Below are 23,455 nucleotides of genomic sequence, written 5' to 3'. Positions count from 1 at the left end.
GGTCATTTGCGCGGTGGCCCTTGCAGGTCGGAGGGCGCGGCGTTGTCGGGGCGACCGCGAATCAGCGATTCGGGATGGCGTGCCAGGTAGTCCGACAGCTCTCGCAGGGAGCGCGACATGCGGCTCAGTTCGTCCAGGGTCTGGGTCAACTGTTCCCGTTGCGGCGAATCCTCGGCCAGGGTCGAACTGGCGGATTGCAGGGTTTTACTCACGTCGGCCAGCGTGTTTTGCACCCCCGGCAGTGTCTTGGCGTTGAACTGGCTGAGACCCTTGCGCAGTTCGACCAGGCTGCCGTCGAGGTTGCCGGCAATTCGCTCGATTGGCAGTTGGTTGATCTTGTTGACGATGCCTTCGAGTTTTTCCTGCAGTTGTTCCAGGTTGCCGGGGATGGTCGGAATACTGACGGGGCGCAGGTTCGGGTCAAACACGACTTTGTCGGCCTTGGGGAAGAAGTCCAGGGCGATATACAGCTGGCCAGTGAGCAGGTTGCCGCTGCGGGCCTGGGCGCGCAGGCCGTGTTCGATGAAGCTGCCTATCAGGCGCACACCGCCGGCTTCGTCGTTGGGGTCATGCTTCAAGACCGTGAGCATTTTGGTGTTGGCTTCGCCGAGGCGCTGCGGGTAGATCACGATGCCGACGTTGACCGGGAAGCTGCGTTTTTTCTCGTCGAAATCCAGGTTGATCGACACCACTTTGCCGAATTCGATACCCAGGAACTCCACTGGCGCACCCACCGTAAGCCCGCGCAAGGCCTGGTCGAACCGCAGGTTCAGGTATTGCGCCTTGCCATTGGGCGGGGCCAGCGCGGTTTGCTGGTCGGCGAACAGTTCGTAGGAGTGTTCTTCGTCGGCCGGCTTGTCGTTGGGGCTGTAGGGCGGGGCGAGGAAGGCGATGCCGCCCACCAGCATGGACGACAAGGATTCGGTTTTCAGCGCAAACCCGTTTGCGCCGACACTCACATCAATCCCGCTGGCGTTCCAGAACCGGGTGTTCTCGGTGACGTAGGCGTCATTGGGTGCATGCACGAACACGTCGATGTTCACGCCCTTGCCGTCAGCGTCCAGGGCATAGGCCACCACCTGGCCAACGGGAATCTTGCGGTAGTACACGGGGGAGCCGATATCCAGCGAACCCAGATCCTGGGTGTGCAGCGTGAAGCGCTTGCCCGGTTCGCCATAGGTAATGGGCGGCGGGTTTTCCAGGCCGGTGAACCGGTTGGCGCGGGTATCGGACTGGCCGATATCGGCGCCGATGTAATCCCCGGAGAGCAGCGTGTCGATACCGGAAACGCCACCGGCGCCGATACGTGGGCGCACCACCCAGAACTGCGAGTCTTCACGGGTGAAGCTTTCAGCCTGCTTGGACAGTTTGATCGTGGCGTTGACGCTTTTCTGATCGTCGCTCAACTCCACGTCAGTCACCTGGCCGATCACCACGTTGCGGTATTTCACGTCGGTCTTGTTGGCGGTCAGGCCGCTGCCGGTCTTGAAGGTAATGGTAATGCTCGGCCCCTGCTGAAGGATGCTGTGCACCACCAGCGAAATGCCCACCAGCACCGCGACAATCGGCACGATCCACACCAGCGAGACGCTGAAGCGCCGCGTCTTGATCGCAGGCGAGCCCGCAGGCTGCGGTTTGTCAGTGGTTTGCGACGCCATCCGGCATCTCCTCGTTGTGTGGGTTTTCCCAGATCAGGCGCGGGTCGAAACTCATTGCCGAGAGCATGGTGAAGACCACCACCAGGCCAAAGAACAGAATGCCCAGGCGCGGCTCGATGGTGCCCAGGGCCTGGAACCGCACCAGGGCGGCCACCAAGGCCACCACGATCACATCCAGCATCGACCAGTAGCCAATCACTTCGACGAAGCGAAACAGCTTCGAGCGCTCCTTGCGCGCCCACTGGTTATTGCGCTGCACGGTGACCAGCAGCAACGTCAATGCGACGAACTTGATACCCGGCACCGCGATGCTGGCGATGAAAATGATCAGGGCGATGTCCCAGGCGCCGTGCTGCCAGAACTCCAGCACGCCGCTCATGATGGTGCTGTCGGCGCCCGAGCCGAGCATCGAGGTGTTCATCACCGGCAGTAAGTTGGCGGGCACGTAAAACGCCAGCGCCGTCAGCATATAGGCCCAGGTACGGGTCAGCGAATGGACCTTGCGCCGGTGCAGCGGCGCGCCGCAACGCTCGCATTCGTCGGGCGCGGTGCTGACGTCGCAAGCCTGGCCGCAGCTGTGGCACAGGCACAGGTTCAGTTCGCTGGCGGTCGGTGGACGGCTCATAAAATGTCCCACAGGTCGCGAATATCACGCCCGGCAATGCGGATCAGCAACAGGCTGAGAGCGGCCAGGGCAAACAGGCCGGTGCCGGGCAACACATCCAGCATGCCGGCGAGTTTGAACACCGCCACCATGGCGCCCAGCAGGCAGACTTCGAGCATGCTCCAGGGCCGAAGCGCTTCGAGCCAGCGCATGCACAGCTTGAACGCCGGCGAGCGTTGGCCCTTCATCGCAAAGCCCAGCACCCAGATCAACAGCAGCAACTGAAACACCGGCGCGATGATGATGGAAATCGCCGCCACCAGCGCGATGAAGGTGATCGGGCCCTGGGCCAGTGCGACCACCGAATCCCATAACGTGGCGCTGCTTTTCAGGCCTTGCAGGCTGATGCTCATCACCGGGTAGAAGTTGGCGAAAATCCACAGCACGGTGGCGGTCAGGGTCAGGGCCAGGCGTTGTTCCACCGACAGCCCGTTATAACGCTGGAGTACGCCTGCGCAGCGGGTGCAAAGGGTCTTCTGATGTTTGGCGAGCGCGACTTTTTCGTACACGCAATCGCAGTGTTCGCAGATGATCAATGGGCTGAGGGTCGCCATAAGTCCCACTCCATGCGCTATACGTTGCGCGTTGTATGACTGGCGCCAGAGTAGCTTAGCAGTTGCCGGGTTTGACAGCCGTGCGCTCGCGAGCGCTTTCGGATCGGGTGCAGGGTCGAACATACTGTGCGCCGGAATGCAGTACAAAAGAGTGTGCCTTTGAATTTGCAGGAATACCCATGAATATTCAGTCTCCCGCGCTGATCCGCGAAACGTTCCCGGTAGGCCCGTTGCAGTGCAACTGCACGATCATCGGCGACCCCGTCACCAAAAAAGCCATCGTCGTCGACCCGGGCGGCAACCATGAGCTGATCCTGGCGCGCCTCGATGCGCTGGGCCTGAAAGTGGTCAGCATTATTCACACCCACGCCCATCTCGATCACTTCCTGGCCTCCGGGCAGTTGAAGGAAAAAACCGGCGCTACCCTGCACCTGCACAAGGAAGACCAGTTTCTGTGGGACAACCTGGAAATGCAGTGCCAGATGTTCCGCGTGCCTTACACGCCAGTGCCGTCGCCGGATCGTTGGCTGGAGGATGAAGAAGAGCTGGCCTGTGGTTGCGGGGTTGCCTTGCATACACCTGGACACACACCCGGCTCGATGAGTTTCTGGTTCGCCGATGCGAAGTTGCTGATTGCCGGCGACACCCTGTTTCGGCGCGGCGTGGGCCGTACGGATTTGTGGGGCGGTGACCAGGCGACCATCGTGCGCTCGATCAAGCAACGGCTCTACACCCTGGATGAGGCGGCGGTGGTGGTGACAGGGCACGGTCCGGACACGCGTCTGGGAGATGAAATGCGTGAGAATCCGTTTGTCCGCGCGTGAAGGAAAATGTGGGTAGTTTTTCGGATACCAAGTGGCAACTATCAGACGAAACATATAGAGAAAATGACAATCACCGTTCAGGAAGTCTCTGCTAGGGTTTGAGTGTGGCCGGGCTTGTGTGGAGATGGAATTTTTACCGTTTGTCGTGTTCCAAGCTCGGCACAGGTCCAATGCCAATGTCCTCTGCATCACCGAATGCAAAAGTAGGAGCTTCCTTCATGTTCACTTCTCGTCGTCTGCTTGTTGTTGCTACTGCCGTAGCCCTGTTGTCGGGCTGCGCTTCACCTAATCCTTATGACGGCAGCCAGGCACAGGGTGGTGGCTCTTCCGGTGTGAGCAACACCGCCAAGTATGGTGGCCTGGGCGCCCTGGCTGGTGCGTTGGCGGGTGCAGCCATCGACCACAACAATCGCGGCAAGGGTGCGCTGATCGGCGCTGCCGTCGCCGGTATCGGTGGTGCGGGCTACGGCTACTACGCCGACCAGCAGGAAAAGAAACTGCGCGCCAGCATGGCCAACACCGGTGTCGAAGTGCAGCGCCAGGGCGACCAGATCAAGCTGATCATGCCGGGTAACATCACCTTCGCCACCAACTCGGATGCGATCTCCAGCAGCTTCTACACGCCGCTGAACAACCTGGCGAACTCGCTGAAGCAGTTCAACCAGAACACCATCCAGATCGTTGGCTACACCGACAGCACTGGCAGCCGTCAGCTCAACATGGACCTGTCCCAGCGTCGTGCGCAGAGCGTGGCCAATTACCTGACCTCCCAAGGTGTCAGCCCGACCAACCTGAGTGCCCGCGGTGCCGGCCCGGATAACCCGATCGCCAGCAACGCCGATGTCAATGGCCGTGCCCAGAACCGTCGTGTGGAGGTCAACCTGGGCCCGATCCCTGGCCAGCAGTACGGTCAGCCGGCCGCCCAGCAGCAACAGGCGCCGCAGCAGAACAACCAGTTCCAGGGCAACCCGTACCAGCAGTACCAGTAATCTGTAGTCAATAAAAAGGGCGCCGTGCAATCCATGCACGGCGCCCTTTTTTGTGGCTGACGATAAATCAGTCGATGTATTCGAACAGCTTCACGATCTTCTGTACGCCGGACACACTTTGTACCAGGTTGGCGGCGCGGGTGGCTTCTGCCTGGGTCAGCAGGCCCATCATGTAGACGATGCCGTTGTCGGTGACGATCTTGATCCGAGAGCCGGGAATGGCGCTGTCGGTCAGCATCTGGGTCTTGATCTTGGTGGTCAGCAGGGCGTCGTTGCTGATTGCCAGCAGGGTGATCGGGTCCATCACCTGCAGTTCGTTGTGAACCTTCTTGACCCGCTGCACAGTGGCGGCAGCTTGTTCAGCCTGGGCCTTCAAGTCGGCGCGCGGGGTTTGGCCGGTGAGCAGCACCACGCCGTTGAAGCTGACGACCACGATGCGCGACGCGCCGTTGCCCAGGTCTGGAGCGGCCTTGGAAACGTTGACGGAAACCTTGGTCTCGATCAGTGAGTCATCGATTTTGCTGCCGAAAGTGCGGGTGCCTTTATCGTCCTGGATGGGCGTGTCGCGGCTCGCTTCGATTACCGAGCTGCAGCCGCTGATGCCTAGGCACAGCGTGATTGCCAATAGGCTAAGGCGTTTAACGGTCATTCTTCACTCCCGAACAGTTGGCTGTCGATCAGATCGCACAGGCAGTGGATCGCCAGCAGGTGGACTTCCTGGATACGTGCGGTGACATTGGCCGGGACGCGGATTTCCACGTCTTCGGGCAACAGCAGCGAGGCCATGCCGCCGCCGTCGCGTCCGGTCAATGCTACGACAATCATTTCACGATCATGTGCGGCCTGGATCGCTTGAATAATATTCGCCGAGTTACCGCTGGTGGAGATCGCCAGCAGGACGTCCCCCGGCTGGCCAAGGGCGCGGATCTGTTTGGAGAAGATTTCGTTGTAGCTGTAGTCGTTGGCGATCGAGGTGATCGTCGAGGTGTCGGTGGTCAGGGCGATGGCCGGCAGGCTCGGGCGCTCACGCTCGAAGCGGTTGAGCAGCTCGGAGGAGAAATGCTGGGCATCGCCGGCCGAACCGCCGTTGCCGCACGAAAGCATTTTGCCTTCGTTGAGCAAGGCGTTGACCATGACCTGACTGGCTTGCTCGATGTGCGGTGCAAGTACGTCCATCGCCTGTTGCTTGGTATCGATACTGGCCTGGAAAAGCTGGCGAATTCGGGATTGCATGTCCATCTGTGTGACCTTAAGTAGCGCGGCTGTTTGGCACAGGAATGTGCAGCCCGCAAAGCAAAGAGCAAAAGTGTGCGGTGTAGATGTCCGGCGAATCAGCTGTCAAAGGCATCTTGCAGCCAGTTCAGATCGGCTGTTCCCCGGGGAGTGCTTTCTATGGCAACCACATCGAAACGGCAGGGATGATCGGCCCAGCGACGCTCCTTGAGCAGGAAAAACTGCGCGGCGAGTATCAACTTCTGGCGCTTGCGCCCGTCGATACTGGCGAGCGCGCCACCCCATTGTGCGTGTTTTCTGTAGCGGACTTCGACAAATACTACTGTATCGCCGTCAAGCATGACCAGATCAAGCTCGCCGCGTTTGCATAACCAGTTCTGCGCCAGGAGGCGCAGACCTTGTCGTTGCAGGTACTCGAGAGCTTGAAGTTCGGCGTCCTTGCCGCTTTGTGCGCTTGACCGCTCGGGCATCAGCGCGGGGTATCAGGCAGGCGCTGGATCTCGCCACCGACGAACTTCGCCCATGGCATCTGGCGGTCGACACGCTGGCTGGCGCTGACGCCCAGGTTGCCCGACAGGCCGTCGACACGAGTGTCCGGCAGTGCCTTGAGCTGCCCCAGGCGCGGCGCCAGGCGGTAGGCATCCACACCCATCGCGTACAGGCGGCCAAGGCTGCCGTTGGCTTGTGGCCATTGGGCGGCGACCTGGTTGCGCAGCGGGTCGGTGGTGTTCAGCAGCCAAGGGGTTTCGCAGAACATCACGTTGGTCATGTCCAGGTACTGGTTCTTGTCGCCACTGGCGCTGAACACGTGGGACGTCGCATACACCGGCACGTCGCCAGCGTATTGGAAGTTCAGGGTCGGCTTGATCTGCTGGGCCAGTTGCGGAGTCACGGCCAGGAAGATGAACTCGATGTCCTGGCGGCGCGATGGCTGGGCGGAAACATCCGAACCTACCGTGCTTTGCAGGCTCTTGGCGCGGCCTTCGCTCTTGCGCAGCTGGAACAGGTCGGCAATCTGCTGGGCCAGGGCTACCGGCTGGTCAACGTACTCGACGCCCACCACGGTGCCGCCATTGGCTTCCCAATCCTGACGGAATGCCTTGTAGACGCGCTCGCCCCATTCGCCTTTCGGCACCATGGCGGCGGCGCGGTGCAGGCCATCGGCGCGAGCACGACGGGACACTTCACGGGCTTCGTCTTCAGCGGCCAGGCCAAACTGGAACAGTTGCGCCGGGTTCTGGTCGGCTTCGCTGTAGTTCAGGGCCAGGGTGGTGATCGGCAATCGCGGGCGTGCGCTGAGTTGCTTGACCAGTGGCTTCTCCAGCGGGCCGACCACCAGTTGCACGCCGGCGGCCTGGGCCTTGGCGTAGAAGTCGTCGATGGAGGTCAGGCGCGAGCTGTCGTAGAACTCGATCACCGGCGGCTTCTGCCCGGCTTGTTCAGCCTGGTAGTGCGCGGCCATGAAGCCTTCGCGCAGCGCCTTGGCAACGCCGGCCAGCGGACCTTCCTGCGGCAGCAGCAGCGCGATCTTGTTCAGCGGCTGGCTGGCCAGTTCCTTGAGCTTGGTCAGCGGCTGCGGCAATTGCGAAGCTGCCGGGTGGCCAGGGTTCTGGGCGCGCCAGGTGTCGATGGCCGCCTGCTGTTGCTCCAGAGTGCCGGCGCCCTTGACTGCCTGGGCCAGGCTGATCCAGCCGTCCAGCGTCGGGTTGCCGCTGGCTTGCAGTTGATCGGCAGGCAAGGCGGCAATCAGTGCCCAGATGGCTTCGTGGTTGCTGTTGTAGGCATCGCCCGTCAGCAGCGGGGCCATGGCGACGCGCTCGCGGGCGGCGGCCAGGGTCTGGCCGTCGGCCTCATAGGCGCGGGCATGCACGGTGCCCGTGCGGATCTGCTGTTCAGGCGGCAGATCCTTGAGGCTTTGCAGGCTCGGGTGATTCAAGGCCGTCAACGCTGCCTTGGGCTGGTTGCGGGCCATCGCCAGTTCAGCCGACAGGGTGCTGGCAAATACCTGCGCCGCCGGTTTCAGGACGTCCAGTGGCACCTGGGCAAGAATCTGCGCCGAGCGTCCCGGATTGTTTTGGTGAAACGCCAGGTCAGCCGCACTCAAGCGCAACAGCGCGGCTTTTTCCGGAGTCTTGGCCGAAGTCGCCTGTTCGAGCAGTTGCTCGATGCTGGCATCCGGAGTCCGGGGGAGGTCGCCAAGGCTGGACGAGGGCGAGCTGGCGCAAGCCGCCAACAGGGCAGCGAGGCAGAGGGCAGAGAACAGCCGCAGGCAAGCGATCATGTAAGTGTTCCTGATACCGATCAAATTAGCGTGGAATTGTACCCAAGCACTGGCCGGGGCGCGATGTTACTGGCGTGAAACCGTCTATTTAGGTCGTGTAAATGTTGCAGGACCCTATAGGCGGCTGAAATCGAACCCGCCCCGAGGGCATATATTCAAGGCGTCTACGCGCTACAATGTGGCTTTTGCCAACCATCGAGGTGTGCGTTTTGACTGCTCCAGGTCCTTTGAATTCCACTGCAGGCTCGCTTTTTGTCGTGGCGACGCCCATTGGCAACCTGGACGACATCAGTGCGCGTGCGCTGAAAGTGTTGCGCGACGTAAAACTGATCGCGGCTGAAGACACTCGGCACTCCCAGCGGTTGATGCAGCATTTCGGTATTCCGACCCCCTTGGCCGCCTGTCACGAACACAACGAGCGTGAAGAAGGCAGTCGTTTTATCACTCGTTTGTTGGCGGGTGATGACGTGGCGTTGATCTCGGATGCGGGTACGCCGCTGATTTCCGACCCTGGCTATCATCTGGTTCGCCAGGCGCGGGCGGCTGGTATCAATGTAGTGCCTGTTCCGGGAGCGTGCGCGCTGATTGCTGCATTGTCTGCTGCCGGCTTGCCGTCGGACCGGTTTATCTTCGAAGGCTTCCTGCCCGCCAAGGCCGTCGGGCGCCGGGCGCGCCTGGAACTGGTAAAGGAAGAGCCACGCACGCTGATCTTCTACGAAGCCCCGCACCGCATCCTTGAGTGCCTGCAAGATATGGAGCTGGTGTTCGGCGGCGATCGCCTGGCACTGCTGGCGCGGGAAATCACCAAGACCTTCGAAACCCTCAAGGGCTTGCCGCTGCAGGAACTGCGCGAATTTGTCGAGGGCGACAGCAATCAGCAGCGCGGCGAGTGCGTGGTGCTGGTAGCCGGCTGGTCGGCGCCGGAAAGCGAAGATGCCGTGGGCAGCGAGGCAATGCGCATTCTTGACCTGCTGCTCAAGGAGATGCCATTGAAGCGCGCCGCTGCATTGGCCGCGGAAATAACCGGCGTACGCAAGAACGTCCTGTATCAAGTGGCGCTGGATAAACAAAAGGGCGAATAGTTCCGGGTTCTAACCTGCACTCCGTCTGAACATGATGGCATTAGTGTCTTTTAATACTTGTTCTAACGCCGCCGTGCCGTTAACCTGCGCGGCGGAGAGTCGATTGGACAGTCGCTGCCTTCTATGAAAATTAGAGGGGGGAGGAAAGTCCGGGCTCCATAGGGCGAAGTGCCAGGTAATGCCTGGGAGGCGTGAGCCTACGGAAAGTGCCACAGAAAATAACCGCCTAAGTACTTCGGTACCGGTAAGGGTGAAAAGGTGCGGTAAGAGCGCACCGCACGACTGGCAACAGTTCGTGGCTAGGTAAACCCCACTTGGAGCAAGACCAAATAGGGTCCCAAGGCGTGGCCCGCGCTGGGACCGGGTAGGTTGCTAAAGATGTCCAGTGATGGCCATCGTAGACGAATGACTGTTCAAGACAGAACCCGGCTTACAGATCGACTCTCCACCTTTTTTCCTTCTGTCCGAATCTCGGGCAGGAACCTGGTAGTAACGCGAGAATCCCTCCCTGCTGAATCGTCAGCAGATGCGTCTTCGTAATACCGAAAAAATCTTACTCTTAATAAATTACTTTAACTTTAAGCCTTAGCTCTTTGAGCTATTTGGTGTTGTTGAGTCAAAATCGCCGTCAAACTCTCGTTTCTCCTCCCTTTACCTTCCTAAATCTCCGTTCTGTAAGGCTTTTCCTTGAATCCGCGCCTTGACGGTGTGGTGGGCGCATTCCTATAGTGTGCGCAAGTGGCGGAAAGTGGCACAAAGTGGGTTTTTTGAACGTAAAACGCTAAAATTTGGAGAAACGCATCTGTGTTTCGCGGAGCTAACGCTATCAGTCTCGATGCAAAAGGCCGTCTCGCCATGCCGAGCCGGTATCGTGACGAGCTCATTTCGCGAAGTTCCGGGCAATTAATCATCACCATCGATGCCGTTGATCCCTGTTTATGTGTGTACCCGCTCGATGAGTGGGAGCTGATTGAAACCAAGTTGCGTGCACTGCCTTCACTGCGTGAAGAGAACCGCCGCCTGCAACGCTTGCTGATTGGTAATGCCGTCGACCTCGAACTCGATGGCAGTGGTCGTTTCCTGGTTCCACCGCGTCTGCGCGAATACGCCAAATTGGACAAGCGCGCGATGCTGGTAGGCCAACTGAACAAGTTCCAATTGTGGGACGAAGATGCCTGGGATGCTGTTTCTGCAGCTGACCTGGCTGCTATTCAACAACCGGGCGCCATGCCTGATGAACTGCGTGATTTGATCCTGTGACTATTGATAGCGGCTTTAACCACATCACCGTACTGCTTGACGAAGCCGTTGAGGCTCTCGCCGTACGCGCGGATGGCTGCTATTTGGATGGCACCTTCGGCAGGGGCGGGCACAGTCGGCTGATCCTCAGCCAGCTGGGTCCGGACGGTAAGCTCCTCGGGTTCGACAAAGACCCTCAAGCGATTGCCACCGGGCAAGCGCTAGCGGCCGAAGACGGCCGCTTTGTCGTTGTGCAGCGCAGCTTTGCCGAGCTCGGTGCAGAAGTCGCCGAACGTGGCATGGCGGGCAAGGTGGCCGGGGTTCTGCTGGACCTGGGCGTGTCTTCCCCGCAGCTGGACGACCCTGAGCGTGGCTTCAGTTTCATGAACGACGGCCCGCTGGACATGCGCATGGACCCAAGCCGTGGCATCAGCGCCGCGCAGTTCATCGCTACCGCTCCCCACGAAGAAATCACCCGTGTGTTCAAGGAATACGGCGAAGAGCGCTTCGCTGGCCGCATGGCGCGTGCCGTGGTCGAACGCCGGGAAATCCAGCCGTTCGAGCGCACGGCCGACCTGGCTGAGGTGCTGAAAGTCGCCAACCCTGCATGGGAAAAGGGCAAGAACCCGGCAACCCGTGCGTTCCAGGGCCTGCGTATTCACGTCAACAACGAATTGGGCGACCTGGAAGCCGGCCTCGAAGCCGCCCTGGAAGCTCTGGAAGTGGGCGGTCGCCTGGTGGTGATCAGCTTCCACTCCCTGGAAGACCGCATCGTCAAATTGTTCATGCGTCGCCTGGTCAAGGGCGAGTCCGACAACCTGCCGCGCAACCTGCCGGTGCGTTACGAAGCTTTTGTGCCGAAAATCAAAATCCATGGCAAAGCGCAGTTCGCTTCCGAAGCCGAACTCAAGGCCAACCCACGTGCCCGTAGCGCTGTCATGCGCGTTGCGGAGAAGTTGCGGTGAGCAAGCTTTTCGCCAAGCCCCTCCCGGGCGGCAGCTTCTTTATGTTGCTGCTATTTGTTGGCGTGCTGGTGTCCGCGATTGCGGTGTCCTACAGCGCCCATTACAACCGCCAACTGCTCAATACCCTGTACGGGGAGTTGAGCGTGCGCGACAAGGCGCAGGCGGAGTGGGGCCGGTTGATCCTCGAGCAAAGTACCTGGACGGCCCACAGCCGCATCGAAGTGCTGGCCACTGAACAACTTAAGATGCACATCCCGGGCGCTGCAGAAGTTCGCATGGTGGCGCCATGATGAAACTCGAGGGCGCACTCTACCCGTGGCGTTTCCGCGTAGTGCTGGGGTTGCTGGCACTGATGGTGGGCGCGATTGCCTGGCGGATTATCGACCTGCAAGTGGTGGACCGTGACTTCCTGATCGGCCAGGGCGATGCCCGTAGCCTGCGGCATATCCCGATTCCTGCACACCGCGGCCTGATCACCGACCGTAACGGCGAGCCCCTGGCCGTCAGTACCCCGGTGACCACCCTGTGGGCCAACGCCAAGGAAATGCAGACCGCCAAAGACAAATGGCCGGAACTCGCTGCTGCCCTGGGCCAGGACCCGAAAGCCCTGAGCGAACGCCTCGAAGCCCAGGCCAATAAAGAATTCATCTACCTGGTTCGCGGGCTCACCCCCGAACAAGGCCAGCAAGTACTCGACCTTAAAGTCCCCGGTGTCTACGGCATCGAGGAATTTCGGCGTTTCTACCCGGCCGGCGAAACCACTGCCCATATGGTGGGTTTCACCGACATTGATGATCACGGTCGCGAAGGCGTGGAACTCGCCTACGACGAATGGCTGGCCGGGGTTCCCGGCAAACGACAGGTCATCAAGGATCGGCGCGGCAGACTGATCAAGGATGTCCAGGTCACCAAAAACGCCAAGGCCGGTAAGCCCTTGGCGTTGTCGATTGACCTGCGCCTGCAATACCTGGCCAACCGTGAGCTGCGTAACGCGATCATCGAGAACGGTGCGAAAGCCGGCAGCCTGGTGATCATGGACGTGAAGACCGGCGAGATTCTCGCCATGGTCAACCAGCCGACCTACAACCCGAATAACCGTCGCAACCTGCAGCCGGCGATGATGCGCAACCGCGCCATGATCGACGTGTTCGAGCCGGGTTCGACCATGAAAGCCATTTCCATGAGTGCCGCCCTGGAAACCGGGCGCTGGAAACCGGCCGACAAGGTCGAGGTTTACCCGGGCACATTGCAGCTGGGCAAATACACCATTCGTGACGTGTCGCGCACCGAAGGTCCGGTGCTGGATTTGACAGGTATCCTGATCAACTCCAGTAACGTGGGCATGAGTAAAGTCGCCTTCGATATCGGCGGCGAAGCCATCTACCACCTCGCGCAGAAAGTCGGCCTGGGGCAACCCACCGGCCTGGACTTCCCGGGCGAACGTGTGGGCAACCTGCCGAACTACCGTGACTGGAAAAAAGCCGAGACCGCCACGCTTTCCTACGGTTATGGCCTGTCGGTAACAGCCATCCAACTGGCCCACGCCTTCTCGGTGCTGGCCAACAACGGCCGCATGGTGCCGCTGAGCCTGATCCACCTGGACGAGGCGCCGCCTGCGACCCAGGTGATCCCGGAAAACGTCGCGAAGACCATGCAAGGCATGCTGCAACAAGTGATCGAAGCACCGCGTGGCGTGTTCCGTGCCCAGGTGCCGGCGTATCACGTGGCAGGCAAGTCCGGTACCGCGCGTAAAACCGCCGTGGGTACCAAGGGCTACGCCGAAAACTCCTACCGCTCGCTGTTCGCAGGCTTCGGCCCGATGAGCGATCCGCGCTACGCCATCGTCGTGGTGATCGATGAGCCGAGCAAAGCCGGTTACTTCGGTGGCCTGGTATCGGCGCCCGTGTTCAGCAAGGTGATGTCCGGGACGTTGCGCCTGATGAACATCACGCCGGACAACCTGCCGGCTACCCAACAAGCGAACGCCGGCCCGCCGGCCGCTGCTGTAAAAGCCAATGGAGGGCGCGGCTGATGTCTCTGAGCCTGAACAAGATTTTTGCCCACGCCGGCCGCGATCTGCTGATTCGCGAGTTGACCCTGGACAGCCGTAATGTGCGTGCCGGCGACCTGTTCCTGGCAGTGCCGGGTGGCAAGTTCGACGGCCGTGACCATATCGCCGACGCGCTGCAACGCGGCGCTGCGGCAGTGGCCTATGAAGTGGAAGGCGCCACCGTGCTGCCGATCACCGACGTGCCTTTGATTCCGGTCAAGGGCCTGGCTGCGCAATTGTCGGACATCGCCGGGCGCTTTTATGGCGACCCGAGCCGCACCCTGAACCTGGTGGGCGTGACCGGTACCAACGGCAAGACCAGCGTGACCCAATTGGTTGCCCAGGCGCTTGACCTGCTGGGTCAGCATTGCGGCATCGTGGGCACCCTGGGCACCGGTTTCTACGGAGCGCTGCAAAGCGGGCTGCACACCACGCCTAACCCGATTGCCGTGCAAGCGACCCTGGCCGACCTGAAAAAGGCCGGTGCCAAGGCGGTTGCCATGGAAGTCTCGTCCCACGGTCTGGACCAGGGGCGCGTGACTGCCCTGGCGTTCGACGTGGCGGTGATGACCAACCTGTCCCGCGATCACCTGGATTACCACGGGACCATGGAGGCCTACGCCGCCACCAAGGCCCGGCTGTTTGCCTGGAATGACCTGAAGTGCCGGGTGGTCAACCTGGACGACGAATTCGGTCGCCAACTGGCCGCCGCCCAAGGCGACGGTCGCCTGATCAGCTACAGCCTGGAAGACTCCAGCGCCTACCTGTATTGCCGTGAAGCCACCTTTGATGACGAAGGCGTGCGCGCCACGCTGGTTACGCCACAGGGCGAGCACCATTTGCGCAGCACCTTGCTCGGGCGTTTCAACCTGAGCAACGTGTTGGCCGCTGTGGGTGCCTTGCTCGGCCTGGATTACGCCCTCGACGAAATCCTGCGGGTGCTGCCGAAGCTCGAAGGCCCGGCCGGTCGCATGCAGCGCCTCGGCGGCGGCACCCAGCCGCTGGTGGTGGTCGATTACGCCCACACGCCGGACGCCCTGGAAAAAATCCTGCAGGCCCTGCGCCCCCATGCCAAGGGTAAATTGCTGTGCCTGTTCGGCTGTGGCGGTGACCGCGATCGCGGCAAGCGCCCGCTGATGGCGGAAATCGTCGAGCGACTGGCCGACGGTGTGCTCGTCACTGACGACAACCCGCGCAGCGAAGACCCAAGCCAGATTTTCGATGACATTCGTGTCGGCTTTAAAGATGCGTCCAAGGCGACGTTCGTTGCCGGTCGCGGTGCAGCCATCGCCCAATTGATCGCCGGCGCAAGTGCTGACGATGTGGTGGTGCTGGCCGGTAAAGGCCACGAGGACTATCAGGAAATCAACGGCGAACGTCACGCCTTCTCTGATCTGGTCGAGGCCGATCATGCCTTGACCGCATGGGAGGTGGCCCATGCTTAAGGCGCTCACATTCAGCGAACTGACCCAGGCCTTGTCGGCCCGCGTGCTGTCGGCTGATTGCAGCTTTGATGGCGTCAGCATCGACAGCCGGACGATCAAGCCCGGGCAACTGTTTGTCGCCTTGGCCGGCCCGAGCTTCGATGGCCATGACTACCTGAATGACGTCGCTGCCAAAGGCGCTGTCGGCGCTCTGGTGCAGCGCGAAGTCTCTGACTCTACGCTGCCACAATTGCTGGTCGCCGACACCCGCCTGGCCCTCGGCCAACTGGGGGCGCTGAACCGTGCCGCCTTCACCAAGCCTGTTGCGGCGATCACCGGTTCCAGCGGCAAGACCACGGTCAAGGAGCTGCTGGCCGGCATCCTGCGCACGCGCGGCCCGGTCCTGGCGACCCGTGGCAACCTGAACAATGACTTCGGCGCTCCGCTGACCCTGCTCGAACTGGCCCCGGAACACACGGCGGCCGTCATTGAGCTGGGTGCTTCGCGCATCGGCGAAATCGCCTACACCGTGGCCATGACCAAGCCTCATGTCGCGGTGATCAGCAACGCCGGTACTGCCCACGTCGGCGAGTTTGGCGGCCCTGAAAAGATCGTTGAAGCCAAGGGCGAAATCATCGAAGGCCTCGACGCATCCGGCACTGCCGTGCTGAACCTCGATGACAAGGCCTTCGAAACCTGGCGTGTACGTGCCGCCGGTCGCAAGGTGTTGAGCTTCGCGGTGCACAACGCCGCTGCCGATTTCCATGCCTCGAATATCAAGGCCGACGCCCGTGGCTGCCCGTCCTTCACCCTGCATACCCCGCAAGGTGACGAGCACGTACAACTGAACCTGCTGGGCAACCACAACGTCGCCAATGCCCTGGCTGCCGCCGCCGCCGCCCACGTGCTGGGCGTGTCGTTGTTTGGCATCGCCACCGGCCTTGGCGCCGTGCAACCGGTCAAGGGCCGCACCGTCGCGCAACTGGCCAGCAACGGCATGCGCGTGATTGATGACACCTACAACGCCAACCAGTCCTCGATCTGTGCCGCCATCGACCTGCTGACCAGCTTCGACGGTCGCAAGGTGCTGGTGCTGGGAGATATCGCCGAGCTGGGCGAGTGGGCCGAACAGTCTCACCGTGAAGTCGGCGCGTACGCCGCCGGCAAGGTCGATGCCCTTTACGCCGTTGGCCCGAACATGCTGCACGCCGTGGACACCTTCGGGCCGGGCGCCAGGCATTTCGCCAGCCAGGCCGAACTGATCCAGGCACTGAGTGCGGCTGAACAAGACAAACACACCACTATTTTGATCAAGGGATCGCGCAGCGCGGTGATGGAAAACGTCGTCGCGGCCTTGTGTGGCTCAAGTACGGAGAAACATTAATGCTGCTGCTGCTGGCTGAGTATCTGCAACAGTTCCACAAAGGCTTCGCGGTCTTTCAGTACCTGACCCTGCGCGGGATCCTGGGTGTGCTGACCGCGCTGTCGTTGTCGCTGTTCCTCGGGCCATGGATGATCCGTACCCTGCAAAACCTGCAGATTGGCCAGTCGGTACGCAACGACGGCCCGCAGTCGCACCTGTCCAAATCCGGCACCCCGACCATGGGCGGTGCGTTGATCCTGTCGTCCATCGGCATCAGTACGCTGCTGTGGGCTGACCTGCATAACCGTTATGTCTGGACCGTGCTGCTGGTGACCCTGCTGTTCGGCGCCATCGGTTGGGTAGATGACTACCGCAAGGTGATCGAGAAGAACTCCAAGGGGCTGCCTAGCCGCTGGAAGTATTTCTGGCAGTCGGTGTTCGGCCTCGGCGCGGCGATCTTCCTGTTCATGACTGCGCCAAGCGCGGTGGAAACCACCCTGATCATCCCGATGCTCAAGGACGCCAGCATTCCACTGGGCGTCGGCTTCGTGGTGCTGACCTACTTCGTGATCGTCGGCTCCAGCAACGCGGTCAACCTGACGGACGGCCTCGACGGCCTGGCGATCATGCCGACGGTGATGGTGGGCGGTGCCCTCGGCATCTTCTGCTACCTGTCGGGTAACGTGAAATTCGCTGAATACCTGCTGATCCCGTATGTACCGGGCGCGGGCGAACTGATTGTGTTCTGCGGTGCGTTGATCGGTGCGGGCCTGGGCTTCCTGTGGTTCAACACCTACCCCGCACAAGTCTTCATGGGCGACGTCGGCGCACTGGCGCTGGGCGCGGCCCTGGGCACCATCGCGGTGATCGTCCGTCAGGAAATCGTCCTGTTCATCATGGGCGGTGTGTTCGTGATGGAAACCCTGTCGGTGGTGATCCAGGTTGCCTCCTTCAAATTGACCGGGCGCCGCGTATTCCGCATGGCGCCGATTCACCACCACTTTGAACTCAAGGGCTGGCCTGAGCCGCGGGTGATTGTCCGTTTCTGGATTATCACCGTGATTCTGGTTCTGTTCGGCCTTGCCACCCTGAAACTGAGGTAGAAACGAGTGTCCCTGATCGCTTCAGACCACTTCCGCATCGTTGTCGGCCTCGGCAAGAGCGGCATGTCCCTGGTTCGCTTCCTGGCGAACCGGGGCACGTCGTTTGCCGTGGCCGATACGCGGGAAAATCCACCGGAGCTGGTCACGCTGCGCCGTGACTACCCGCACGTGGAAGTGCGTTGTGGCGAGCTGGATGTCGAGTTTCTGTGCCGTGCCGATGAGCTCTACGTGAGCCCCGGCCTGGCCCTGGCGACCCCGGCCCTGCAAGCGGCGGCGGCCCGTGGCGTGAAGTTGTCCGGCGATATCGAGCTGTTCGCGCGTAACGCGAAGGCGCCGATCGTGGCCATCAGCGGTTCCAATGCCAAAAGCACCGTGACCACCCTGGTGGGCGAGATGGCGGCTGCGGCCGGCAAGCGCGTGGCCGTGGGCGGCAACCTCGGCACGCCGGCGCTGGACCTGCTCAACGACGACGTCGAGCTGTACGTGATGGAGCTGTCGAGCTTCCAGCTGGAAACCACCGACCAGCTCAACGCCGAAGTGGCCACCGTGCTCAACGTCAGCGAAGACCACATGGACCGCTACAGCGGCCTGCCGGCGTATCACCTGGCCAAGCACCGGATCTTCCGTGGCGCGCGGCAAGTGGTGGTGAACCGTCAGGATGCCCTGAGCCGTCCGCTGATCGGCGAAGGTCTGCCGTGCTGGACCTTCGGCCTGAACAAGCCTGACTTCAAGGCCTTCGGCCTTCGGGAAGAGAACGGCGAGAAATACCTGGCCTTCGAATTCCAGAACCTGATGCCGGTGCGCGAACTGAAAATCCGCGGTGCTCACAACCAGGCCAACGCCCTGGCGGCGCTGGCGCTCGGTCACGCAGTTGGCTTGCCGTTCGACGCCATGCTCTCGGCCCTGCGCAGCTTTGCCGGCCTTGAGCATCGCTGCCAGTGGGTTCGCGAGCTGGATGGCGTTGGCTATTACAACGATTCCAAGGCCACCAACGTCGGTGCGGCACTCGCTGCCATCGAAGGTTTGGGTGCCGACATTCAAGGCAAGGTCGTGCTGATTGCCGGTGGCGACGGCAAGGGTGCCGACTTCAAGGACCTTAAAGGCCCGGTCGCCGCCAACTGCCGCGCCGTGGTGCTGATGGGCCGTGATTCCGGCCTGATCGCCGATGCCCTGGGCGACGCCGTACCGCAGGTGCGCGCGCAGTCCCTGGACGATGCCATTGCCCAATCCAAAGCCTTGGCTCAGCCGGGCGACGTGGTGCTGCTGTCGCCTGCCTGCGCCAGTTTCGACATGTTCAAGAACTACGAAGAGCGCGGCCAGCTGTTCGCCCGCGCCGTGGAGGCCTTGGCATGAGTATCAATTTCCGTAACATCATCAAGCCGTACCCGTCGCCGATCATTACCGGGCGCGGTATCGACCTTGATTTCCCGATGCTCGCCGGTTGCCTCGCGCTGCTGGGCCTGGGCCTGGTGATGATCACCTCGGCCTCCTCGGAAGTGGCTGCGGTGCAATCGGGCAACACCCTGTACATGATGATCCGTCACCTGGTGTACCTGGTGATTGGCCTTGGCGCATGTATCGTCACCATGATGATCCCGATCGCCACCTGGCAGCGCCTGGGTTGGCTGATGCTGGTGGGCGCCTTCGGCCTGTTGGTGATGGTGATCCTGCCCGGCATCGGGCGTGAGGTGAACGGTTCGATGCGCTGGATCGGCTTCGGTGCGTTCAACGTGCAGCCCTCGGAAATCGCCAAGGTGTTCGTGGTGATCTACCTCGCCGGCTACCTGGTGCGGCGCCAGAAAGAAGTACGCGAAAGCTGGATGGGCTTCTTCAAGCCATTCATCGTGCTGCTGCCCATGGCCGGCCTGTTGCTGATGGAGCCGGACTTCGGCGCCACCGTTGTAATGATGGGCGCGGCGGCGGCGATGCTGTTCCTCGGCGGCGTCGGCCTGTTCCGCTTCACCTTGATGGTGGTGCTGGCGGTGGCCGCCGTGACCATTCTGGTGCAGGCGCAACCCTATCGGATGGCCCGTCTGATTACCTTTACCGACCCGTGGTCCGATCAGTTCGGTTCCGGCTACCAGTTGACCCAGGCGTTGATCGCCTTTGGTCGCGGCGAGTGGCTGGGCGTGGGCCTGGGCAACAGCGTGCAGAAGCAGTTCTACCTGCCGGAAGCCCACACCGACTTCGTGTTCTCGGTACTCGCCGAAGAGCTGGGTGTGGTCGGTTCGCTGTGCACCGTCGCGCTGTTCGTGTTCGTGTGTGTTCGCGGCATGTACATCGGCTTGTGGGCCGAAAAGGCCAAGCAATATTTCGCCGCCTACGTGGCGTACGGCTTGTCGTTCCTGTGGATCGGCCAGTTCCTGATCAACATCGGGGTGAACGTCGGCCTGCTGCCGACCAAGGGCCTGACCTTGCCGTTCCTCAGTTACGGCGGCAGCTCGTTGGTGATTTGCTGCGCCTGTCTCGGGTTGTTGCTGCGCATCGAGTGGGAGAGTCGGACCCACCTGGGCAGCGAAGAGATGGAGTTCAGCGAAAGCGACTTCGCCGAGGAGCCGAACCATGGGCGCTAACGTGCTGATCATGGCAGGCGGCACCGGTGGCCACGTGTTCCCGGCGCTGGCCTGTGCCCGTGAGTTCCAGAACCGTGGCTACACCGTGCATTGGCTCGGTACGCCGCGCGGCATCGAAAACGATCTGGTACCGAATGCCGGCTTGCCGCTGCATTTGATCAACGTCACCGGCTTGCGTGGCAAGGGCAAATTGTCCCTGCTGAAGGCGCCGTTCGTGTTGCTCAAGGCCGTGTGGCAAGCGCGCAAGGTGATCCGCGAAGTGAAGCCGGTATGCGTGCTGGGCTTTGGTGGCTACGTGACCGGCCCGGGCGGTGTTGCGGCAAGACTCGCCGGCGTGCCAGTGATCGTCCACGAGCAGAATGCCGTGGCCGGCACTGCCAACCGCTTGCTGGTGCCCTTGGCTGCACGGGTATGCGAGGCGTTTCCGAAGACCTTTGGTGCCGCGGACAAGTTGCGTACCACCGGCAACCCGGTGCGTACCGAACTGTTCATGGACATCGCCCGCCAGCCATTGGCCGGTCGCAAGGCGCACCTGTTGATCCTGGGCGGAAGCCTGGGCGCCGAACCGTTGAACAAATTGCTGCCTGAAGCGGTGTCGCAACTCCCCGTGGAGCTGCGCCCGGAGATCTTCCATCAGGCCGGCAAGAACCACGATGAAGTGACCGCCACGCGTTATCGCGATGCGGGTGTGGAGGCGAATGTGCAGCCCTTCATCAAAGACATGGCCCAAGCCTATGGCTGGGCCGACCTGGTGGTCTGTCGCGCAGGTGCGTTGACCGTCAGTGAACTGGCTGCCGCCGGTCTGCCGTCCTTGCTGGTGCCTTTGCCCCACGCGATCGACGATCACCAGACCCGCAACGCCGAATATTTGGCCGGGGAGGGCGCTGCCTTCCTGCTGCCGCAAAGAACGACTGGCGCCGCCGATTTGGCCGCACGCCTGACCGAGGTTTTGATGCAACCGGAACGACTGAACAGCATGGCGAGCACCGCAAGCCGCCTGGCCAAACCTGACGCAACCCGCACCGTGGTCGATATCTGCCTGGAGGTGGCCCATGGTTGAGAATCAGAAAGCCATGCCGCAACCGGAAATGCGCCGCATCCGTCGCATCCACTTCGTCGGTATCGGCGGCGTGGGCATGTGCGGGATCGCCGAAGTGTTGCTGAACCTGGGTTATCAGGTGTCCGGCTCCGACCTGAAAATGTCGCCGGTCACCGAGCGCCTGGAATCGTTTGGCGCAAAAATCTTTATCGGCCACCGCGCCGAGAACGCTGCCGAAGCCGACGTGCTGGTGGTCTCCAGCGCTGTGAACACCTCCAACCCGGAAGTGGCCACCGCCCTTGAACGCCGCATTCCCGTAGTGCCGCGTGCCGAAATGCTGGCTGAGCTGATGCGCTACCGCCACGGCATCGCCGTCGCCGGTACCCACGGCAAGACCACCACCACCAGCCTGATCGCCTCGGTGTTCGCCGCCGGTGGCCTGGACCCGACTTTCGTCATCGGTGGCCGCCTGAATGCAGCCGGCACCAATGCACAACTGGGGACCAGCCGTTACCTGATCGCCGAAGCCGATGAAAGCGACGCCAGCTTCCTGCACCTGCAACCGCTGGTGGCCGTGGTGACCAACATCGACGCCGACCACATGGCGACCTACGACGGTGACTTCAACAAACTGAAGAAAACCTTCGTCGAGTTCCTGCACAACCTGCCGTTCTACGGTCTGGCCGTGGTGTGCCTGGACGATCCGGTGGTGCGCGAAATCCTGCCGCTGGTGAAGCGTCCGACCGTGACCTACGGCTTCAGCGAAGACTGCGACGTGCGCGCGATCAATGTGCGCCAGCAAGGCATGCAGACTTTCTTCACCGTGCTGCGTCCTGACCGCGAGCCGCTGGATGTCTCGGTGAACATGCCGGGCAACCACAACGTACTCAACTCCCTGGCGACCATCTGCATCGCCTCCGACGAAGGCGTCAGCGATGAAGCCATCGTCGAAGGCCTGTCGGGTTTTGCCGGTGTGGGTCGTCGCTTCCAGGTCTACGGCGAACTGCCGGTGGACGGCGGCAACGTGATGCTGGTGGACGACTACGGTCACCACCCGACCGAAGTGGCAGCGGTGATCAAGGCCGTACGCGGTGGCTGGCCGGAACGCCGCCTGGTGATGGTGTACCAGCCGCACCGCTACAGCCGTACCCGCGACCTGTACGACGATTTCGTCAATGTACTGGCGGATGCCAACGTGTTGCTGCTGATGGAAGTCTACCCGGCCGGTGAAGAGCCGATCCCGGGCGCCGACAGCCGCAAGTTGTGCAACAGCATCCGTCAACGCGGCCAGTTGGACCCGATCTACATCGAGCGTGGTGTGGACCTGGCGCCGATCGTCAAGCCGCTGCTGCGTGCCGGCGACATCCTGCTGTGCCAGGGTGCCGGTGACATCGGTGGCCTCGCCCCTAAATTGCTGGCAAGCCCGCTGTTTGCCGTCGCACAGGGGAAGTCGAAATGACCACTGACTACGGCTCCCTGTCCTCGACCATTCAACCTGCCGACTTCGGCCGGGTTGCGGTGCTGTTCGGTGGCAAGAGCGCTGAGCGTGAAGTGTCGCTGAAGTCCGGCAATGCCGTGCTGGAAGCGCTGCAAAGTGCCGGTGTGAATGCGTTCGGCATCGACGTGGGTGATGACTTCCTGTCGCGCCTGCAGGCCGAGAAGATCGACCGCGCCTTCATCATTCTTCACGGCCGTGGCGGTGAAGACGGCAGCATGCAGGGCCTGCTGGAGTGCCTGGGCATTCCGTATACCGGCAGCGGCATCCTCGCTTCGGCCCTGGCCATGGACAAGTTGCGCACCAAGCAGGTGTGGCACAGCCTGGGTATTCCGACCCCGCGTCACAGCGTGCTGTGCAGCGAAGACGATTGTATTTCTGCAGCCAAGGAACTGGGCCTGCCTTTGATCGTCAAACCAGCCCATGAAGGCTCCAGTATCGGCATGGCTAAAGTGAACTCAGCCGCCGAATTGATTGACGCATGGAAAGCGGCCAGTACCTACGATTCGCAAGTGTTGGTGGAACAGTGGATTCAAGGTCCCGAGTTCACCATCGCTACTCTGCGTGGCCAGGTATTGCCGCCCATCGCATTGGGCACGCCCCACACCTTTTACGACTACGACGCCAAGTATGTGGCCTCCGATACCCAGTACCGGATCCCGTGCGGCCTCGACGCAGCCAAGGAACAGGAATTGATGGACCTCACGGCGAAAGCCTGTGAGGCGCTGGGTATCGCCGGTTGGGCGCGGGCAGACGTGATGCAGGATGACCAGGGGAACTTCTGGTTCCTGGAAGTCAACACTGCACCCGGGATGACCGACCACAGCCTGGTACCCATGGCCGCTCGTGCCGCCGGCCTGGATTTCCAGCAGTTGGTGCTGGCGATCCTGGCAGCAAGCATAGAGCCACGAGGCTAAGA

At 61.6% G+C, this 23,455-nt stretch carries 22 protein-coding genes and 1 other RNA gene; 16 read left to right on the top strand and 7 right to left on the bottom strand.

From position 1 onward, the window contains the following. Positions 1–2: 2 nt before the first annotated feature. From HX815_RS02900 to HX815_RS02890, 3 genes are read right to left on the bottom strand one after another with little or no spacing between them, the layout of a single operon-like run. The gene (locus HX815_RS02900; RefSeq protein WP_177027791.1) at positions 3–1,658 is read right to left on the bottom strand and encodes an intermembrane transport protein PqiB; all 1,656 of its coding nucleotides are present in this window, start codon (positions 1,656–1,658) and stop codon (positions 3–5) included. Next, on the bottom strand, positions 1,639–2,283 hold the full coding sequence (locus HX815_RS02895; RefSeq protein ID WP_003216181.1) for a paraquat-inducible protein A: 645 nt from the start codon (positions 2,281–2,283) through the stop codon (positions 1,639–1,641). Before HX815_RS02895 ends, HX815_RS02900 begins: the two co-directional genes overlap by 20 nt. Continuing rightward, positions 2,280–2,876, bottom strand: a complete 597-nt coding sequence (locus HX815_RS02890) for a paraquat-inducible protein A (RefSeq protein WP_008434242.1) — start codon at positions 2,874–2,876, stop codon at positions 2,280–2,282. The genes HX815_RS02895 and HX815_RS02890 overlap by 4 nt, the downstream gene beginning before the upstream one ends. Positions 2,877–3,055: 179 nt before the next feature. Here HX815_RS02890 and HX815_RS02885 point away from each other — a divergent pair, with 179 nt between their 5' ends. Beyond that, complete coding sequence (locus HX815_RS02885) at positions 3,056–3,700, top strand: MBL fold metallo-hydrolase (protein ID WP_003216184.1); 645 nt, start codon at positions 3,056–3,058, stop codon at positions 3,698–3,700. A 218-nt stretch (positions 3,701–3,918) separates the two neighbouring features. After that, positions 3,919–4,689, top strand: coding sequence for an OmpA family protein (locus HX815_RS02880; RefSeq protein WP_032899265.1), 771 nt, complete (start codon positions 3,919–3,921; stop codon positions 4,687–4,689). Positions 4,690–4,756: 67 nt separating this feature from the next. On the opposite strand, the gene HX815_RS02875 is transcribed toward HX815_RS02880, so the two are convergent. The 4 genes from HX815_RS02875 to HX815_RS02860 form a co-directional block, all read right to left on the bottom strand. Next, positions 4,757–5,338, bottom strand: coding sequence for a BON domain-containing protein (locus tag HX815_RS02875; RefSeq protein ID WP_003216188.1), 582 nt, complete (start codon positions 5,336–5,338; stop codon positions 4,757–4,759). Beyond that, positions 5,335–5,928 carry a phosphoheptose isomerase gene (locus tag HX815_RS02870; protein ID WP_003216190.1) on the bottom strand — a complete coding sequence of 198 codons (594 nt, stop codon included), beginning with the start codon at positions 5,926–5,928 and terminating at the stop codon, positions 5,335–5,337. The genes HX815_RS02875 and HX815_RS02870 overlap by 4 nt, the downstream gene beginning before the upstream one ends. Before the next feature lie 92 nt (positions 5,929–6,020). Next, the gene (locus HX815_RS02865; protein WP_003216193.1) at positions 6,021–6,392 is read right to left on the bottom strand and encodes a YraN family protein; all 372 of its coding nucleotides are present in this window, start codon (positions 6,390–6,392) and stop codon (positions 6,021–6,023) included. Continuing rightward, a complete protein-coding gene (locus HX815_RS02860; protein ID WP_177027790.1) occupies positions 6,392–8,203 on the bottom strand; it encodes a penicillin-binding protein activator in 1,812 nt (603 codons plus the stop codon). Before HX815_RS02860 ends, HX815_RS02865 begins: the two co-directional genes overlap by 1 nt. A gap of 176 nt (positions 8,204–8,379) precedes the next feature. On the opposite strand from HX815_RS02860, the gene rsmI reads away from it, so the two are divergent. The 14 genes from rsmI to HX815_RS02790 all read left to right on the top strand — a co-directional run bounded on the left by rsmI (position 8,380) and on the right by HX815_RS02790 (position 23,453). Continuing rightward, a complete protein-coding gene (gene rsmI / locus HX815_RS02855) occupies positions 8,380–9,285 on the top strand; it encodes a 16S rRNA (cytidine(1402)-2'-O)-methyltransferase (protein WP_161635740.1) in 906 nt (301 codons plus the stop codon). A gap of 95 nt (positions 9,286–9,380) precedes the next feature. Beyond that, an RNA gene (rnpB, locus tag HX815_RS02850) (RNase P RNA component class A) lies at positions 9,381–9,734 on the top strand. Positions 9,735–10,089: 355 nt separating this feature from the next. Then, positions 10,090–10,545 carry a division/cell wall cluster transcriptional repressor MraZ gene (gene mraZ / locus HX815_RS02845; RefSeq protein ID WP_003171868.1) on the top strand — a complete coding sequence of 152 codons (456 nt, stop codon included), beginning with the start codon at positions 10,090–10,092 and terminating at the stop codon, positions 10,543–10,545. Further along, a complete protein-coding gene (gene rsmH / locus HX815_RS02840; RefSeq protein ID WP_003216201.1) occupies positions 10,542–11,489 on the top strand; it encodes a 16S rRNA (cytosine(1402)-N(4))-methyltransferase RsmH in 948 nt (315 codons plus the stop codon). Before mraZ ends, rsmH begins: the two co-directional genes overlap by 4 nt. Beyond that, the gene (gene ftsL / locus HX815_RS02835) at positions 11,486–11,779 is read left to right on the top strand and encodes a cell division protein FtsL (RefSeq protein ID WP_003216203.1); all 294 of its coding nucleotides are present in this window, start codon (positions 11,486–11,488) and stop codon (positions 11,777–11,779) included. The genes rsmH and ftsL overlap by 4 nt, the downstream gene beginning before the upstream one ends. After that, complete coding sequence (locus tag HX815_RS02830; RefSeq protein WP_166742205.1) at positions 11,779–13,521, top strand: penicillin-binding protein 2; 1,743 nt, start codon at positions 11,779–11,781, stop codon at positions 13,519–13,521. The genes ftsL and HX815_RS02830 overlap by 1 nt, the downstream gene beginning before the upstream one ends. Further along, complete coding sequence (locus HX815_RS02825) at positions 13,521–14,984, top strand: UDP-N-acetylmuramoyl-L-alanyl-D-glutamate--2,6-diaminopimelate ligase (RefSeq protein ID WP_003216207.1); 1,464 nt, start codon at positions 13,521–13,523, stop codon at positions 14,982–14,984. The genes HX815_RS02830 and HX815_RS02825 overlap by 1 nt, the downstream gene beginning before the upstream one ends. After that, complete coding sequence (murF, locus tag HX815_RS02820) at positions 14,977–16,347, top strand: UDP-N-acetylmuramoyl-tripeptide--D-alanyl-D-alanine ligase (protein ID WP_134327308.1); 1,371 nt, start codon at positions 14,977–14,979, stop codon at positions 16,345–16,347. The genes HX815_RS02825 and murF overlap by 8 nt, the downstream gene beginning before the upstream one ends. Next, a complete protein-coding gene (mraY, locus tag HX815_RS02815) occupies positions 16,347–17,429 on the top strand; it encodes a phospho-N-acetylmuramoyl-pentapeptide-transferase (RefSeq protein WP_008434230.1) in 1,083 nt (360 codons plus the stop codon). The genes murF and mraY overlap by 1 nt, the downstream gene beginning before the upstream one ends. Positions 17,430–17,435: 6 nt before the next feature. Continuing rightward, a complete protein-coding gene (gene murD / locus HX815_RS02810) occupies positions 17,436–18,782 on the top strand; it encodes a UDP-N-acetylmuramoyl-L-alanine--D-glutamate ligase (protein WP_076014386.1) in 1,347 nt (448 codons plus the stop codon). Further along, on the top strand, positions 18,779–20,002 hold the full coding sequence (gene ftsW / locus HX815_RS02805; RefSeq protein ID WP_003216215.1) for a putative lipid II flippase FtsW: 1,224 nt from the start codon (positions 18,779–18,781) through the stop codon (positions 20,000–20,002). The genes murD and ftsW overlap by 4 nt, the downstream gene beginning before the upstream one ends. Next, positions 19,992–21,062, top strand: coding sequence for an undecaprenyldiphospho-muramoylpentapeptide beta-N-acetylglucosaminyltransferase (gene murG / locus HX815_RS02800; RefSeq protein ID WP_003216217.1), 1,071 nt, complete (start codon positions 19,992–19,994; stop codon positions 21,060–21,062). Before ftsW ends, murG begins: the two co-directional genes overlap by 11 nt. Continuing rightward, on the top strand, positions 21,055–22,500 hold the full coding sequence (murC, locus tag HX815_RS02795; protein WP_177027789.1) for a UDP-N-acetylmuramate--L-alanine ligase: 1,446 nt from the start codon (positions 21,055–21,057) through the stop codon (positions 22,498–22,500). Before murG ends, murC begins: the two co-directional genes overlap by 8 nt. Further along, the gene (locus HX815_RS02790) at positions 22,497–23,453 is read left to right on the top strand and encodes a D-alanine--D-alanine ligase (RefSeq protein WP_177027788.1); all 957 of its coding nucleotides are present in this window, start codon (positions 22,497–22,499) and stop codon (positions 23,451–23,453) included. Before murC ends, HX815_RS02790 begins: the two co-directional genes overlap by 4 nt. Positions 23,454–23,455 lie beyond the last annotated feature (2 nt).

This window comes from Pseudomonas sp. E6002 (assembly GCF_013385565.1).
Classification (GTDB): Bacteria; Pseudomonadota; Gammaproteobacteria; order Pseudomonadales; family Pseudomonadaceae; genus Aquipseudomonas.
This window is presented reverse-complemented; position numbering and strand designations above follow the sequence as displayed.